Origin of the sequence: Novosphingobium subterraneum, assembly GCF_000807925.1 — a bacterium.
Classification (GTDB): domain Bacteria; phylum Pseudomonadota; class Alphaproteobacteria; order Sphingomonadales; family Sphingomonadaceae; genus Novosphingobium; species Novosphingobium subterraneum.
This window is the reverse complement of sequence record NZ_JRVC01000014.1, coordinates 60,161-75,335: the sequence shown is the minus strand read 5'-3', so window position 1 is coordinate 75,335 and position 15,175 is coordinate 60,161. Positions and strand designations below refer to the sequence as shown.

Below are 15,175 nucleotides of genomic sequence, written 5' to 3'. Positions count from 1 at the left end.
GATTTCATAAACTTAACATTCGATACCAAAGTCCACCCTTGTCGGCGGCGCCGATTGCTCCCAAAGCGCCGCCGACAGTTCTGTCTTCAAATCGTCATCCGGAAAGTCGCAGCAGATGGACGACACCAGTTTTCTTCGGGCCCGTTCAGTCAGGGTTGGCAGCCTCTTGGCCGCAGCCGCTCTTGCCTCCACCGCGCTTCCGGCCTTTGCCGATGAAGGTCCCGATGGCCAGATCGTCGTCACCGGCGCCGGCCTCGAAAAGACCCCGGGCACGCCTGCCTATTCTACTGTCGAGATCGGCCGCGATGCCATAACCACATCCGCCTCGGGCCGCATCGAGGACGTGCTGACACAGGTCGCCGGGTTCCAGCAGTTCCGCCGGTCAGACAGCCGCTCGTCCAACCCTTCGGCCCAGGGAGTCACGTTGCGGGCGCTGGGTGGCAATGCCACGAGCCGCGCGCTCGTGTTGCTCGACGGCGTCCCCATGGCCGATCCCTTCTTCGGCTACGTCCCGCTCCCGGCGCTCACGCCCGATACGCTGGGCTCGATCCGCGTCACCCGCGGCGGGGGCTCGGGCCCGTTCGGGGCGGGAGCGCTGTCCGGCACGATCGAGCTCGAGAGCGCAGGACCCGATCAGCTTGGCCTCGTCAACGGCCAGCTCCTCGCCAGCCAGCGCGGCGAGACCGAAGCTGCCCTGAGCATCGCCCCGCGCCTCGGCTCGGGCTTCGCGGTTGTCTCGGGCCGTTGGGATCGCGGCAAGGGCTTCTTCACCACGCCGGAATCGCAGCGCGTTCCCGCCACCGTTCGTGCCCGCTACGAGTCCTGGTCCACCCAGGTCCGCGCCGTCGCGCCGCTCACCGATACGGTGGAGCTTCAGGCCCGCGCGCTGGTCTATCGCGATGATCGCCTGCTGCGCTTCAAGGGCGCCACCACCTCCAGCGAAGGCCAGGACGCCAGCCTGCGCCTGGTCGGCCGGGGCGATTGGCAGTTCGATGCCCTCGCCTATGTCCAGGTCCGCAATTTCGACAACATCGTCGTCTCCGCCACCAGCTTCAAACCCACGCTCGACCAGTACGATACGCCCGCGCAAGGGCTTGGCGGCAAGTTCGAGCTGCGCCCGCCGATGGGCGAAAACGATGTGCTGCGCCTTGGCGTCGACTGGCGCCGGGCATCGGGCACGATGAAGGAGAACGCAATCAGCGCCGCCACCGGTGCCATCACCGCACGTCGCCGGGCAGGGGGCAACAACACCGACCTCGGCTTCTATGCCGAGAACGACCTGACGCTGGGCAGCCTTGTCCTCACCGGCGGTCTGCGCGCCGATCGCACCGTGATCGCCGACGGCTATTTCGAAGTGCGCAACACGGCAGGCACTGTCACCAGCCGCACCGATTACGCCACGCAGACCGATTGGACCGTCACCTGGCGCGGCGGCGCGGTGCTGCGCGTCAGTGACATGATTGCTCTGCGCGCCGCGGCCTATACCGGCCTGCGCCAGCCCACGCTCAACGAACTCTACCGGCCCTTTACCGTCTTCCCGGTAACCACGCAGGCCAACGCCGCCCTGCGCAATGAAAAGCAGAAAGGCTTCGAGGCCGGGATCGACCTGACCCCCGCCGAGGGCATCCGCCTGTCTGTTACCGGTTTCGACAACCGGATCGAGAACGCCATCGCCAACGTCACCATCGGCACCAACCTGCGCCAGCGCCGCAATGTCGACGAGATTCGCGCCCGCGGCATCGAAGCCTCCGCTCACGCCGAAGTGGGCATCGTCCGCTTCGACGGCTCGCTGGCATGGACTGACGCCGAAGTGCGCAACGGCCCCTTGTCGAACCTCACCGGCAAGCGCCCGGCACAGACCCCGCGCCTCGCCGCGTCCGCCACGCTTGGGCTTAGCCCTGCCGTAGGCTGGGACATTGCCGCTACCCTGCGCCATGTCGGCCAGCAGTACGAGGACGACCTGCAGATCGACAGCCTGAAGGCCGCAACCACGCTCGACATGTTTGCGCAAGTGCCGCTGCCCCGCGGGATCAGCCTGGTCCTGCGCGCGGAAAACCTGTTCGATACCGAAATCGTCACGCGCAATGCGGGCGGCTCGATCGATCTTGGCAATCCGCGCACGCTCTGGGCAGGGGTGAGGGTCAAGATCTGATGATGCGCAAGCTGATCCCGCTGCTGTTTGCCGCCGTTTCCGCACCCGCTCTCGCCCAGACCGATCCGCAGATCGTCGTCAATGCCCCCGGTGGCATGATCGACCTCGACGAGGCTCGCGCACTTGATCTTGCGGCCATTGATTCCTCGGGCCGCGCCGATCTTGGCCGCGCGCTCGAACGCGCCATTCCCGGCCTGACTCTGGGCGAAGCCGCCGGCAATCCGTGGCAGGCAACGCTGAACTGGCGCGGGTTTTCCGCCGGCGCGCTGCAGGGCATGGAGCAGGGCATCGCCGTCTATCTCGATGGCGTGCGCTTCAACCAGCCGTTCGGCGATGTCGTCCTGCTCGATCTCATGCCCGATACGGTGCTTGTCGCGGCGCAGGTCAACGATGCCAATCCGGTGCTGGGGCGCAATGCGCTGGCCGGATCGGTTCTTGTCCAGACCGGCGACGGCGTGACCCTGTCCGGCCTGCGCGGCCAGGGCGATGTCGACAGCGAAGGCATGGCGGGCGGCGCGGTCAGCTATGGCACCGGCACCGCACAAGGCAACCTGCTTGTCGCCTTCGAAGCGCGGCATGACAAAGGCTGGCGCGTGGCCAGTCCGTCGACGCTCTATCGCGGCTTTGCCAAGGGCATCCATCAGGGCGAGGGCTGGGGCATCGAGCTCTCCGCCCTCGGCGCTGCGACCGACCTGACCGGCAACGGCGTCTCGCCCGTCGAGCTGCTCGATGCGAAGTACGATGCGGTGTTCACCCGGCCCGACAGCACGCGCACCCGCTTTGCCCGCGCTGTCGCCGCGCCGTGGCTGTCCATGGGCGAGACCTCCCGCATCGAACTGCGCGCCCACTGGCAATACCTCGATCGTCGCAATGCCAACGGCGATCTTGCCGATTTCGGTGCCTGCGATGCCGACCCGGCGCAACTTTGCGTCGAGGATAATGACGACGGCTACAGCGATCCTCTCTTTGCCAATGGCGTTCCCGTTGCCGCCGACGCAGCTGGCGACGATCCTGCCGTGTTCAATCGCGGGAAGGAGCGCACGCAGGCCTATGGCGCCACCCTGCAATGGCAGGACACGGTCGAAACCGACCTCGGCACGCGCCGCATCGCACTGGGCGGCACATGGGAGCACGCCCGCACGCGCTTCGGCGCGCAGACCGACCTTGGAGAGCTGGAAGAAGACCGCTCGGTCGAGGATCTCGGCCTGCCGCTGGTCTCGGCGAAAAGGGCGATCCAGCCGGTGTCGCTGGTATCGAAACTGGACGATTTCGCCCTCTTTGCCAGTCTCGAACTGCCGCTTACCACGGTACTCTCGGTCGAGGCCGGGGCGCGTTATTCGCACAACCGCGTGGTGATGGAGGACCAGTTGGGCACCGCGCTGAACGGACGCCACACCTTCGATCGCTTCAATCCTTCGATCGAATTCGACTATGCACTGGCCCCGGGCCTTCACGCCACCGCCGGTTTTTCGCTCACCAGCCGCAATCCCACCCCTGCGGAATTGAGCTGCGCCGATCCGGAAGCGCCTTGCACCCTCGCGAACTTCTTCATCGCCGATCCGCCGCTCAGGCAGGTAACGGCAACCAACTGGCATGGTGGGCTGAGTGCAACCGGCCGAAGGCTGGCCTGGCGCGTCAACCTGTGGCGCTCGGAGACCAGCAACGATATCCGCATGATTGCCTCCAGCGTGCGCGGGCGGGCCTATTTCGCCAATCTCGGCCACACCCGCAGGCAGGGCGTCGAAGCCTCGGCGGAGTGGCGGCACGATGGCTGGTATTCCTCGGCCAGCTTTGCCTTCACCGATGCGCGCTTTCGCGATGCCTTCACCCTTTCAAGCCCGTCGAACCCGGCGGCCGATGACGAGGGCACGATCATGGTCGCGCGCGGTGACCAGTTGCCTGCCGTGCCGCGCCACGCCCTCAACCTGCGCCTTGCGCGCGAGGAGCGGAACTGGTCTGCCGGTGTCACGTTGCGCGCCCGCTCCGGCCAGTATCTTGCTGGCGACGAGGGCAACGACAATGCGCGCACGCCTGCCTATGCCGTGTTCGATCTCGATGGCGCGGTCCGCCTTGCGCCGGGCATCCGCCTTGTCGCGCAGGTCCGCAACGTGCTGAACAAGCGCTATGCCACTTTCGGCACCTTTTCCGAAGTCGATGAGATCGATCTTGCCGAAGCGCCCGGTGCCGAAGACCCCCGCGCCTACGCCCCCGGCGCCCCACGCCGGCTGACGGTATCGCTCAGGGCGGAGTTCTGATCACAACCTCGGCAGCAGTTCCGCTTCCAACCCGGGATAGAAGTGCGAGACGCTGCGCTGCAATTCATACCGCGCGGCCTTGAGCGTTGAAAAGCGGGGAGGAATCGGAAGGTCCCCAGCCTCGCTCATGTCGAGGCCCCGGGCCACCGCATCGCGCAGCGTCGCCTCGATCCAGTCGAGCCAATCGCGGGTCTGCGCAATCGCGGCTCCATTGCGGTCAATCGGCCCGTGCCCCGGCACCAGCAGCTTGTGCGGCAGGGCGGCAAGCACATCCAGCGAAGCGCGCCAGTCTGGCAGGTTGGCATGCGGCGTCGAAGGCGCGCGGTCGTGGAACACGAGGTCTCCGGCGATCAGCGTGCCCGTCGCCTCGTCGAGCAGAGCCAGATCGCCGCCGGAGTGGCCCTTGAGCGCCATCAGGCGGAACTGGCGTCTGCCAAATTCCACTGCGCCTTCAGACACATCGCCCTGCGGGAGGACGATTGCCGTGCCCTTCATCCAGTCGGCCAGCAGGCGGTACATCGCGTCCGAAAAGCCCTCGCCATCGCGCTCCAGTTCGGCCCGCGTCGCGGGCAGGGCGTGAACGATTGCCGGGTCGAACGCCGCTGCGCCCATCGCATGGTCGGGGTGCAGGTGGCTGATATAGACGCGGCCCACCGGCTTGCCGGTCAGCCTTTGCGCCAGCGCTCCCAGCGCAAGGCCGTGTTCACGTGAGACGCCGGGGTCGAACAGCACTGCGCCCGCCTCTGTCGCGATGATCGCGCTGTTGGCAATGGCGCCGCCATTGGCAAAGGCAATGGCCTCGTCCGCGCCGTGCACAATCCACAAACCGTCCGCGATCGGCTCGGCTATAGGATTGTATTTGCTTGCAAATTTCTCGGCGAAGGCGGCGGCGGGGCTGAACAGTCCGACCAGCAACAGCGCCCTGCGGTCCAGCCTCACGCACCCACCTTGCCGGGAAACTCCAGGCCGGCGCTGTCGCGTGCCTCGAAGGCAATGGGTCCCGTTGCCTTGACGACCACCGTAAACGCCGGGTCCTCGGCCACCGAGCCGAAAATCTGCATTTCACCCAAGGACTTGCCACTGGCGTCGCGGACTGTCAGTCGCTCGATGTTATAGGCGGGAATGTTCTCCACCAGCCCGGTGTCCATCGGATGCCGGAAGGTCAGACGCAGGCGGGTTTCTCCAGCCTTTTCAAGCCACTGCGCGCCCCGAACCTCCCCCAGATGATCCGCCCAGTCTCCCTTCACGCGGCTGACCGGCGGCGCGGAGCAGCCGCCGCCTGCGGCATCGATCCAGGATCCGCCGACGTGCCAGATTCCGTCCTGCGTCTGCACCGCCGCGCGCACCGGGGTGCGCTGATCGAGCTTGATGCGCGTGGCGAGGAAGGGTTGGGCCCGCGTGGGGGCGTAGTCGACGGCGACGGGGATGGGGTTGAGATCGGCAAAGAGGACGATGCGGCGCACGTTCGGCAGAGCGCGCGCGTCCACCGTCACCGGGAAAACACGTTGATTTTCAGCAATTTCGGGAATGTGGACGGCAACGCGGTCATCGAACACGATAGAGTCCTTGCCGAACAGGCGCGCGGCGTGATGCTCCCACATTGGCGAGTGCAGGGGATCGGCAGGGGCTGCCAGCGCGGGCGCCGAACCCACCATAAATAGGGCAGCAATCGTCATCCTGACCATCATGCGCATTCTCCCAAAGCACACTATGCGCGCATTGCCAGAGCGATCATATTGGACCTTGGAATAAGGCGTAGGGGGCGGAAAAGGCCATGAAAACAAGGCAGGTAGCGCTTTTCCTGGCGATCTTCGCCGCTTTCCAACTCCCCGGCAACTCTCGGGGGCAAACCGCCAACTCTGCCACAACTCTCCCCGAACTGTTCGACGCTGCGGGCTATCGCAAGGCACGCTATCGCGCTCCGGTCGATCGCCCGCCGACACCGGCCGTTGCCATCTCGGCGGAAGAGGCGCTCCACCTGAGGCCGGGGGTCGATGCCCTGTTCATCGATGTGCTTCCGGCAGAGGGTGGCGTGCGCGATCCGCTGTCGGGAAGGTGGACGCTTGCTGCGCAGCATGAGACGATCCCGGGTGCAGCATGGCATCCCGAAACAGGGCGCAGCCATCCCGACCCGGCGCTTTGGCAGGGGCTGCGCACCGCGATTTCTGCCGAGCGGGCGAGGCACCCTTCGCTTCCGGTGGTGGTGTTCTGCCGCAGCGATTGCTGGATGAGCTGGAACTCCGCGCGTCGCCTGGCCAGCGAGGGATTTGCGCAAGTCTACTGGTTCGCCGAGGGCATCGAGGGCTGGAATGACGCCGGGCGGGCGCTGGTCAAGGCAGAGCCGGTGACGATAGCGCCACACTGAGACCCTCCCCGTTTTAGCCCAGCACTATCGGGGAGGATTTTCCGGCGTTACTTCAGCGTCTTGAGGTAGGCGATGAGTTCGGCGCGCTTGGCCTTGTCTTTGATGCCGGGGAAGCTCATGCGGTTGCCGGGGACGAGTTTTGCCGGGTTTTCCAGCCACTTGTCGAGCGTCGCGTCATCGAGCTTGAGGCCGGATTTCTTGATCGCGTCAGAGAACTTGTAGGTGCCCTTGACGCCCATCTTGTGGCCATAGACGCCGTAGAGGTTGGGACCGATCTTGTCGGGCGCGCCCTTGGTGTTGCTGTGGCAGACGGCGCAGCGGGCCCAGGTTGAGGGCGGAGCGGCGGGGCCGGCTTGCGCGGCGTTGGCGGTCAGCAGGGCGCCGGCGATCAGCGCTGTGCGGAGGATGGTCATGTCGTCTCTCCCGGATTCGTTTACCCGGAAGGGTGTGACATGACCCCCTTGCCGCCAAAATTGGACTTTAGGATCAAGACTTGGGCGCGCGATCCTTGAGCCAGCCGATCCCGCGCCGCAGCAACTCGTAGAACACCGGCAGGTCCCAGGCGCAGCGGTCGACTGTCGGCCACCAATCAAGCATCGGTTGCAGGTCATAGTGCCCGCGGCAATGGCCGAGCGTGTTGTAGAGCACGCCGCCCTTTCCGTGGTCTTTCAGATACATGACGGCATGCTTGCCGATGGCGTCGGCCGCTTCGACGAAGCCGGTGCCCTCCACAGTGCAGTCGGTTTCCAGCAGCACATGTAGCTTGCCGTGGTACTCCATGTGATAGAGTTCGTCCGTGGTCTCGAACGGCTCGATACCCTGCACCAGCGGGTGATCGGGGTCCGCCACCGTGACCGTATAAGGCGCAATCGGCGGGTGGCTGAGGAACTGGCTGCCAAGCAGGTCCATCATCAGCGGCGCCCAGCGCGGCGCGTCCCACAGGTCCTTGTTGGGGCCTTCGGTGAGGAAGCGCAGGACGGAGTTGGTGCCGTGCAGCGCATACCAGCGCCCGCCCGCCTGCAGCCAATCGCGCAAGGCTTCCTGCGCCTTCAACGAGGGCGTGACGTCGCAAGTGTAGGTGATCAGGATGTCTGCTGCCTTGATCGCCTCGATGTTCTCATAATCCTCGAAGACGCGGGTGCGGATCGCCGGGTCCTCGGCCAGCAGCTTGAGGATCTCCAGCCGGGCGAAGTCCATGTCATGCCAGACGCCGCCGCAGATGAGCACGCAATCGATGCGTGGAGGGTGGGCAACTTCGCTCATGCGTTCAGGTACTTGTCGAGCGTCTGGTGGAACTGGCGGATGCGGATTTCCTGATAGTCGCCCAAATTGACCTCGCCGGTCTTCGACGCATGGAGGCCCTCCTGCACGTAAGGCAGGTTGTCCATGTCCTGTTCGAAGACGTGGCCGAGCACGCCGAGTTCGGGCGCATCGGTCCACTTCTGGTCGTTCGACAGCAGCTTCATCGGCACGCCGTGCGGCATGGGATCGCCCTTCTTGACGCGAGCGAGGATGCGCACTTCCATCAGGCAGGTGTCGGGCGTCTTTCCGGGGCGCCAGCGATAGACGATGTTCGGCATGAAGCCGCCCCACGGGGCGAAATTGGGGAAGACGTTGTAGACGAGGCCGTCGAGCAGTTCGGCGTCGGTGGCGTGGTCGTGATCATAGCCAGTCTGCGCGGTGTAGCCTGCGCGCATGGCGGCACCCAATGCGGCGCGCGCGGTCATGCCTTCGGGCACGCTGACCGCGAAGGGATCGCCCGAGGCATCGTAGTTGTCGGCGCTGCGGCCGTTGTACTTGCAGAACTCGTCAACGATCCACTGCTGCGTCTTGCCCTCGGGATCGACGTGCGGGGACATGATGCCGAACGGAACGTGGTTCACGTTGACGTTGTCGCCATAGGTCCAGTAGGCGGCGTTGGCATCGCCGGTGAAGGGCAGGAGCTGCGGGTGGGTGACGACGGTGTGCCAGGCTTCCATGAAGGCTTCGGCGGTGACCTTCCAGTTTGCCGGAACTTCCTTGGCCACCCAGATCACCGTGGTGCATTCCTCGTGGCGCCAGCGCTTGAAGAATTCAGGGATCGGGGCAAGGTATTCCTCGAGAGTGGGGCCGCCCGGTTCCTCGCGCAGGAAGATGTAGCCGCCCCAACGGCCGACTTCGGCCTCGGGCAGGGCCATCTTGTCGGCTTGCAGGTGCTTGAAGTCCCACGAGCAGGGCATGCCGGCAAAGCTGCCGTCCTTGTTCCAGGCAAAGCCGTGGAACGGGCAGGTGAAGGTGTCGGCGGTGCCGTCTTCGGTGCGCAGCTTGCGTCCGCGATGGAGGCAGACGTTGTGCATCGCCTTGACGCTGCCGTCTTCCTGGCGGGAGATCAGCCAGGAGCGCCCGGCGTTTTCGAACACGGTGTAGTCACCCGCTTCGGGGATGTCCTCTTCTCGCGCGGCGAATTGCCAGACGTGGGGCCACATCTTCTCGCGCTCGAGACGGGCGAATTCTTCAGACGTGTAGCGCTCTGCCGCCAGCGGTTCGGAGCCGCGGTACTGGTAGCTTTCCTCGGTGAGCATCGCCGGAGCGGGGCGCGAATCCTGGGCCAGCAGTTCCTGCCAGCTGATCGCTTCGCAACGGGCTTTTCCGCCGCCCATGTTAGGGTCACTGTCAGCCATTATGATTCCTCACCCAGATTCCGGTATTGGTGCCGGTTTTGCCGCCCATGCGCGCGCGCGTCACCTTGCTGAAAGCATAGGTTGCACGACTGCCGCCTGCGCGTAACCACTGACATCATAAACTGACGCAGATTCTTGCGGGAGAGAGCAATTGTCCAAGAGGCTTGAAGGCAAGGTCGCCCTGATTACCGGTGGCACCACCGGCATCGGCGCGGCCACCGTGGCACGACTGACCGAGGAAGGCGCCAAGGTCTGGTTCACCGGATCGAAGGAAGAGGCGGCCGCCACCCTTTGCGCCGAAACGGGCGCGGTGTTTCGCAAGCTGCGCGTGCAGGACGCCGCTGGCTGGCCGGGCTTGATCGACGAGATCATCGCCGCCGAAGGCCGGATCGACATCGTCTTTGCCAATGCCGGCACCGAAAGCGGCGATGCCAGCATCGAGGATGTTTCGATCGAGGGCTGGGACAATGTCGTCGCCGTCAACCAGACCGGCGTGATGCTGACCGTTCAGAACGCCATCAAGGGCATGAAGCGCAATCCCGAAGGTCCGCGCGGGTCGATCATCATCAATTCCTCGATGAACGCCACGCGCCCATTGGGCAATTACGTGACCTATTCCGTGACCAAGGCCGCTGTCTGCGCGCTTGCCAAGTCTGCCGCAGTGCACTGCGGGCAAAAGGGCTATGCCATCCGCGTCAATGCGATCCTGCCGGGCGTGGTGGAGACGCCTCTGATCCAGCAGATCATGAACAGCCAGCCCGATCCTGCCGCTGCGCGCGCGATGTATGAGGGCATGGCGCCGATGAAGCGCATGGCGCAGTTGAACGAGGTGGCCGGGCTGGTGGCCTACCTTGCCAGCGACGAGGCCGGGTTCATCTCCGGCGCCGAATACGCGATCGACGGCGCGACGACCGCCGGCATGATGGGGGTCTGAGGAACATGGAATTGTCTGCACAGCGCCTGAAGGGGCGCGTTGCCTTCGTATCGGGTGGCCTGCGCGGGATCGGTCTGGCTTGCGCCGAGCGCTTTCTCGCCGAGGGGGCCGAAGTCGTGCTCTCGGACCTCGATGCCGAGGATAGCGATACTGCGCGCGAAGTGATGAGCATGCTGGGGCAGGCGGCCAGCTACATCAGCGCCAATGTCGCCAAGGAAGAAGACTGGGAGCGCGCGGTTGCCCTCGTGAAAGAGCGCCACGGCAAGTGCCACGTGCTGGTCAACAACGCCGGGATCGACCTGACCGGGCCGGTCGAGAGCCTTTCGATGGAAGGCTGGCGGCGGATCATGTCGATCAACGTCGATGGCGTGTTCCTTGGCACCAAGCATTTCGTCCCGCTGATGGCAGAAAGCGGCAAGGATTTCCGCGGCGGTGCCTCGATCATCAACGTCAGCTCGATCATGGGCCTCGTCGGCATGAACGAGGTTTCGGCCTATAATGCCAGCAAGGGCGCCGTGCGGCTGTTCACCAAGGGCATCGCCATCGAATTTGCGCAGAAGAAGACGCCGATCCGTGCCAATTCGCTGCACCCCGGCTTTGTAGAGACGCCACTGCTCAAGGCCGGCTTCCAGCGCTGGGTCGATCAGGGCTTTGCCGAAAAGCCCGACGATCTGGTGGCAGGCGTGGTCGGCGCAACGCCGATCGGGCGGCTGGCGCAGCCTTCGGAACTGGCTTCGGCCGCGTTCTTCCTGGCCAGCGAGGATTCAAGCTACATGACCGGCGCGGAGCTGGTGATCGACGGGGGATGGACGGCGCAATGACAATCGCTCTCAACAATGTGGTCGCCGTCGTCACAGGCGCAGCGGGCGGGATCGGGCGTGAGCTGGTCAAGGCGCTGAAGGCCGCGAACGCCACGGTGATCGCCACCGACCTTGCGCCAGACGCGCAGATCGAAGGGGCGGACCACTACCTCAAGCATGATGTCACGAACGAGGCCGACTGGCAGGCCGTCGCGGCGCTGGTGCAGGACAAGTACGGGCGCCTCGATGCGCTGGTGAATAATGCCGGCTATTCGATCGTGACCAAGTTCGAAGAGACTCCGCTGGCCGATTTCCACCGCGTCAACGCGATCAACGTGGATTCGATCATCATCGGTACGCAAGTTCTGCTGCCGCTGCTGAAGGAAGGCGGCAAGGCGCGCACTGGCGGTGCTTCGGTGGTCAACTTCTCCAGCGTTGGCGGCCTGCGCGGGGCGGCGTTCAACGCGGCCTATTGCACCAGCAAGGCGGCGGTGAAGATGCTGAGCAAGTGTCTCGGTGCGGAATTTGCGGCGCTGGGCTACAACATCCGCGTCAACTCGGTGCATCCGGGCGGCGTGGACACCGGCATGCTGAACTCGATCATGGACCGCTATGTCGAGCTGGGCGCGGTGCCCTCGCGCGAGGTGGCGATGCAGGGCATCGTGGCCAACCACCCGATCGGCCGCATGGGTCGGCCTGAGGAAATGGGCGGCGGTGTGGTCTATCTGTGCTCTGACGCGGCGAGCTTTGTCACGTGCGCAGAGTTCGTGATGGATGGTGGGTTCAGCCAGGTCTGATGAACGTTCGTTCAATCTTTTGTCACAAAATAGAAAGACAATTCAGGGGTTTAGGGAAAAGATTCGTCATACTCTGTGATGAAAATGCATCATCCTGAACTAAAGTTATGGGGCTGCCCGGAAATGACCCTCCGGGCAGTTGACCCTGTTAATCTTTGAGTGGAATTCCCGGCCAAGCGCTCAGACGCGACCGATCAATGGGGATTTCCATGACGAAAATGACACTCCTGCGGGCAGCCATACTCGTTTCTGCCAGCAGCATCGCCACCCTGGCATTCCCTGCCCTTGCGCAGGATGCGCAGACGGCCGAACCGCAAGTGGCCGAGCAGGGCGCAGAAGCGACCGAAGACAGCGGCACCATTGTCGTGACCGGCAGCCGCATCCAGCAGCGCGCCGACTACAATGCGCCCAACCCGATCGTGTCGGTAACGTCGGAAACCTTGCAGCAGGCCGGCAACGTCCAGATCGTCGAGACGCTGGCCCAGAACCCGGCGCTGCTGAACTCGTTGAGCGGCGCGCGCACCTCGGGCTCCAACGCCGACTTCGGTGCGGTCGGCGTGCAGTTGCTCGACCTGCGCAATCTTGGCGAGAACCGTACGCTGACGCTGGTAAATGGCCGGCGCCACGTCGCCAGCCTTGCCGGTACCGCCGCTGTGGACATCAACTCGATCCCTACCGACCTGATCGAAAGCGTCGACGTCCTGACCGGCGGTGCTTCGGCGATCTATGGTGCGGACGGCGTCTCGGGCGTGGTCAACTTCCGGCTCAAGCGCAATTTCGACGGAGTGGTCGCTTCCGGCCAGATCGGCATCTCGGATCAGGGCGACGCCGGGCAACGCTATGGCTCGGTCACTGCAGGGCGCAACTTCGCAGACGGCCGCGGCAACATTGCGGTGGCCTATGAATTCCGCGAGATCGACCGTGTCAGCAGCTTCCGCCGCGACTTTACCGGTGATCCGCGACGCAGCTTTGGCCTGGTCCGCAATCAGGCGGACCTGCCGGACAATCCGAACTTGCCCGACCGGGTGCCGACCAACGACCTGCGCTACGCCGACAGCTCGGTCGATGGTGCGATCGACCTCGACTTCGACGGGATCCCCGACTTCACCGGTTCCGGCAAGGTCTATGACCGTGGTCGTTTGCTGAGTTCCGCCGGCGGCCTGACGCAAGGCGGCGACAGCACGCCGCTGGCCGGCTACCAGGGCGACTTGCAGGCCTACAACCGGACCCACAACGTCAATCTGCTGGCGCACTATGATTTCAGCGATGCGCTGTCGGTCTATGTCGAAGGAAAGTACGTCAAGAACCGGACCTTCACGCAGAATCAGCCCTCGTTCGATTTCTTCACGTACCTGACGCCGGACAACCCGTTCCTGCAGGATCGCTACGCCGGCATCGCCGACACCAGCGGCGGTGCGCTGCTGTCGCGCGACAACTTCGACCTTGGCGTGCGCGGCGAACGCAACGATCGCGAGACGATCCGCGCCGTCCTCGGCTTCGAAGGCCGCATTTCGGACCATGCACGCTATGACGTGTCCTACGTCTTCGGGCAGACCAAGTCGAACATCCTCCTGACCAACTACCGCATCGCCGATCGCTATTTCGCGGCCGTGGATGCGGTGCGTGATGGAGCGGGCAATATCGTCTGCCGTTCGACCATCGACCCCACTGGCAACATCGATCCCAACAACTACGATGCACCGGCCACGACCTTCACGCCAGGCGCGAACAGCGGATGCCTTCCGCTGAACCTGCTGGGCAACGGCGTGCGCAGCCAGGCCGCACTGGATTGGGTCAACGCCGACATCGTGAACCGGGCGCGCATTCGCCAGAACGTGATCTCGGGATCGATCTCGGGCGATTTCGGCCAGTTCTTCGAACTGCCGGGCGGCCCGGTCGGCTTTGCGCTGGGCGGCGAATACCGCAAGGAGTCGAGCCGTTTCGTGCCCGACGATCTGCTTCAGCAGGGTGCGCTGGCCGACTTTTCGCTGCAGCTGCCCGAGCAAGGCTCGTTCGACGTCAAGGAAGCGTTTGCCGAGCTTTCGGTACCGGTCCTGCGAGAAATGCCTTTTGCGCACAACCTGACGCTGGGCGCGGCGATCCGCCTTTCGGATTATTCCACGGTGGGCAAGACGACCACCTGGAAGATCGACGGTACTTATGCGCCGATCCCCGACGTGACGTTCCGTGGCACGCTGTCTGAGGCAGTGCGCGCTCCGAACATCACCGAACTGTTTGCGCCGCGCAACGGTGGCTTCTCGTTCATCAGCGATCCGTGCGATCCGGTGTTCATCACCGAAGGCACGCAGTTCCGCGAGGCAAACTGCCGCGCTGTGCTTACTGCAGCCGGCCTGACGCCCGCGCAGATCGCAGCCTTCAACCCCGAGAACGATCCGACCGCTACGGTCAGCCTCCCCGGCTTCTCCGGTGGCAACCGCAACCTTCGCGAGGAGACGGCGCGGACGTGGACCGCTGGCGTGGTGTTGCGTCCCAGCTTCATCCCCGGCCTCGTCGCCTCGTTCGACTGGTGGGACATCAAGCTGAAGAACGCGGTGAACACGCCGACGGCTCAGGACGTTGCCGAACTTTGCGTCGACCAGCCGAGCCTCGACAACGTGTTCTGCCAGAACGTGGGGCGCGCAACCGGCACCGGCTATATCAACACTTACTTCGTGCAGCCGGTGAACGTGGCGAACTTCCGCACGGCAGGTGCGGACTTCCGCCTGAACTACAGCTTCCGGACGGACAAGCTCGGCTCGTTCAGCCTCAGCCTGATCGGCGGCTATCTCGACCGGCTCGAGTTCATCCCGACCCCGGGCGCGAACGTGGATATCGATCGTGAGGAAACCTACAGCCCCAAGTGGAACGCCACTGGCGACATTACCTGGAAGATGGATGGCGTGACGGTGAACTACGGCATCAGCTGGTTCAGCAAGACGCGTCGCTACGAGCTGGAAACACTGGCCGCCAACCCGGACATTGTCGCGCCCGAGTACTTGTGGATCAAGGAACGCTGGCAGCAAGACGTGCAGGTGGCGTTCGACGTGGACGACAAGTTCCGCTTCTACATTGGCGGCAACAACATCTGGAACCAGAAGCCGGACCGCTTCTCCAGCAACTATCCGATCAGCTTCGTCGGCCGCTACCTCTATGCAGGTGCCCGCGTGACCATGTGATCGCCCAAGAGCTCTGATTGCGAAGGCCGGTCCCGC

Annotated in this window: 12 protein-coding genes; 7 read left to right on the top strand and 5 right to left on the bottom strand. The window is 64.5% G+C overall.

The annotated features are described in order from the left end of the window. The first annotated feature begins 115 nt into the window (after positions 1-115). Together NJ75_RS14330 and NJ75_RS14325 are read left to right on the top strand one after the other, a co-directional pair. On the top strand, positions 116-2,152 hold the full coding sequence (locus NJ75_RS14330) for a TonB-dependent receptor (protein WP_052242514.1): 2,037 nt from the start codon (positions 116-118) through the stop codon (positions 2,150-2,152). Next, positions 2,152-4,407 (top strand): TonB-dependent receptor, encoded by a 2,256-nt coding sequence (locus tag NJ75_RS14325; RefSeq protein ID WP_039335628.1) that lies wholly within the window; start codon positions 2,152-2,154, stop codon positions 4,405-4,407. Before NJ75_RS14330 ends, NJ75_RS14325 begins: the two co-directional genes overlap by 1 nt. Here NJ75_RS14325 and NJ75_RS14320 read toward each other — a convergent pair whose 3' ends face one another. Both NJ75_RS14320 and NJ75_RS14315 read right to left on the bottom strand, forming a co-directional pair. After that, positions 4,408-5,346 (bottom strand): quinoprotein relay system zinc metallohydrolase 1, encoded by a 939-nt coding sequence (locus NJ75_RS14320; RefSeq protein WP_039335626.1) that lies wholly within the window; start codon positions 5,344-5,346, stop codon positions 4,408-4,410. After that, complete coding sequence (locus tag NJ75_RS14315; RefSeq protein ID WP_052242513.1) at positions 5,343-6,101, bottom strand: quinoprotein dehydrogenase-associated SoxYZ-like carrier; 759 nt, start codon at positions 6,099-6,101, stop codon at positions 5,343-5,345. The genes NJ75_RS14320 and NJ75_RS14315 overlap by 4 nt, the downstream gene beginning before the upstream one ends. An 80-nt stretch (positions 6,102-6,181) precedes the next feature. Here NJ75_RS14315 and NJ75_RS14310 point away from each other — a divergent pair, with 80 nt between their 5' ends. Further along, positions 6,182-6,772, top strand: coding sequence for a rhodanese-like domain-containing protein (locus NJ75_RS14310; protein WP_039335624.1), 591 nt, complete (start codon positions 6,182-6,184; stop codon positions 6,770-6,772). A 47-nt stretch (positions 6,773-6,819) separates the two neighbouring features. On the opposite strand, the gene NJ75_RS14305 is transcribed toward NJ75_RS14310, so the two are convergent. The 3 genes from NJ75_RS14305 to NJ75_RS14295 form a co-directional block, all read right to left on the bottom strand. Then, entirely contained in the window at positions 6,820-7,185 is a 366-nt protein-coding gene (locus NJ75_RS14305; protein ID WP_039335623.1) for a c-type cytochrome, read from the bottom strand. A 73-nt stretch (positions 7,186-7,258) separates the two neighbouring features. Further along, entirely contained in the window at positions 7,259-8,035 is a 777-nt protein-coding gene (locus NJ75_RS14300; RefSeq protein ID WP_039335621.1) for a ThuA domain-containing protein, read from the bottom strand. After that, positions 8,032-9,432, bottom strand: coding sequence for an aromatic ring-hydroxylating oxygenase subunit alpha (locus NJ75_RS14295; protein ID WP_039335619.1), 1,401 nt, complete (start codon positions 9,430-9,432; stop codon positions 8,032-8,034). Before NJ75_RS14295 ends, NJ75_RS14300 begins: the two co-directional genes overlap by 4 nt. Positions 9,433-9,583: 151 nt before the next feature. Between NJ75_RS14295 and NJ75_RS14290 the strand changes: the two genes are divergently transcribed. The 4 genes from NJ75_RS14290 (at position 9,584) to NJ75_RS14275 (ending at position 15,139) form a co-directional block, all read left to right on the top strand. Continuing rightward, positions 9,584-10,366 (top strand): SDR family NAD(P)-dependent oxidoreductase, encoded by a 783-nt coding sequence (locus NJ75_RS14290; protein ID WP_039335617.1) that lies wholly within the window; start codon positions 9,584-9,586, stop codon positions 10,364-10,366. Positions 10,367-10,371: 5 nt separating this feature from the next. Then, complete coding sequence (locus NJ75_RS14285; RefSeq protein WP_039335615.1) at positions 10,372-11,187, top strand: SDR family NAD(P)-dependent oxidoreductase; 816 nt, start codon at positions 10,372-10,374, stop codon at positions 11,185-11,187. Continuing rightward, positions 11,184-11,963: an SDR family NAD(P)-dependent oxidoreductase gene (locus NJ75_RS14280; protein WP_039335785.1), complete on the top strand. Its 780-nt coding sequence runs from the start codon at positions 11,184-11,186 to the stop codon at positions 11,961-11,963. Before NJ75_RS14285 ends, NJ75_RS14280 begins: the two co-directional genes overlap by 4 nt. Before the next feature lie 209 nt (positions 11,964-12,172). Next, complete coding sequence (locus tag NJ75_RS14275) at positions 12,173-15,139, top strand: TonB-dependent receptor domain-containing protein (protein WP_236727153.1); 2,967 nt, start codon at positions 12,173-12,175, stop codon at positions 15,137-15,139. Positions 15,140-15,175: the final 36 nt, after the last annotated feature.

Bases quoted from the DNA above. Each gene is read 5' to 3' on its own strand.
- NJ75_RS14280 (WP_039335785.1), top strand. From the start codon at position 11,184: ATGACAATCGCTCTCAACAATGTGGTCGCCGTCGTCACAGGCGCAGCG.
- NJ75_RS14295 (WP_039335619.1), bottom strand. From the start codon at position 9,432: ATGGCTGACAGTGACCCTAACATGGGCGGCGGAAAAGCCCGTTGCGAA.
- NJ75_RS14305 (WP_039335623.1), bottom strand. From the start codon at position 7,185: ATGACCATCCTCCGCACAGCGCTGATCGCCGGCGCCCTGCTGACCGCC.
- NJ75_RS14330 (WP_052242514.1), top strand. From the start codon at position 116: ATGGACGACACCAGTTTTCTTCGGGCCCGTTCAGTCAGGGTTGGCAGC.
- NJ75_RS14285 (WP_039335615.1), top strand. From the start codon at position 10,372: ATGGAATTGTCTGCACAGCGCCTGAAGGGGCGCGTTGCCTTCGTATCG.
- NJ75_RS14325 (WP_039335628.1), top strand. From the start codon at position 2,152: ATGATGCGCAAGCTGATCCCGCTGCTGTTTGCCGCCGTTTCCGCACCC.
- NJ75_RS14300 (WP_039335621.1), bottom strand. From the start codon at position 8,035: ATGAGCGAAGTTGCCCACCCTCCACGCATCGATTGCGTGCTCATCTGC.
- NJ75_RS14275 (WP_236727153.1), top strand. From the start codon at position 12,173: ATGACGAAAATGACACTCCTGCGGGCAGCCATACTCGTTTCTGCCAGC.
- NJ75_RS14310 (WP_039335624.1), top strand. From the start codon at position 6,182: ATGAAAACAAGGCAGGTAGCGCTTTTCCTGGCGATCTTCGCCGCTTTC.
- NJ75_RS14315 (WP_052242513.1), bottom strand. From the start codon at position 6,101: ATGCGCATGATGGTCAGGATGACGATTGCTGCCCTATTTATGGTGGGT.